This is a genomic window from Ramlibacter sp. bp-362 (genome assembly GCF_054956735.1).
In genome coordinates this window covers 1-299 of the sequence record NZ_JBUDXE010000046.1, presented here as the reverse complement: position 1 = coordinate 299, position 299 = coordinate 1, and the positions used below count along the sequence as shown (strand labels likewise).

Sequence of the window (299 nt, the reverse complement as noted above, 5' to 3'; positions counted from 1 at the left end):
TCCAAGTACGACTTCCCCGGCGACGACACCCCGATCATCAAGGGCTCGGCCAAGCTGGCGCTGGAAGGCGACAAGGGCGAGCTGGGCGAGCAGGCCATCATGAAGCTGGCCGATGCGCTGGACAGCTACATCCCCACGCCCGAGCGCGCGGTGGACGGTGCCTTCCTGATGCCGGTGGAAGACGTGTTCTCCATCTCCGGCCGCGGCACCGTGGTCACGGGTCGCGTGGAGCGCGGCGTGATCAAGGTCGGCGAGGAAATCGAGATCGTGGGCATCAAGCCCACGCAGAAGACCACCTG

At 66.2% G+C, this 299-nt stretch carries 1 protein-coding gene; it reads left to right on the top strand.

The window, feature by feature from the left end:
- Positions 1-299, top strand: a 299-nt coding sequence (locus ACY0MJ_RS22340; RefSeq protein WP_462640759.1) for an EF-Tu/IF-2/RF-3 family GTPase, incomplete at both ends; no start/stop codon positions are given.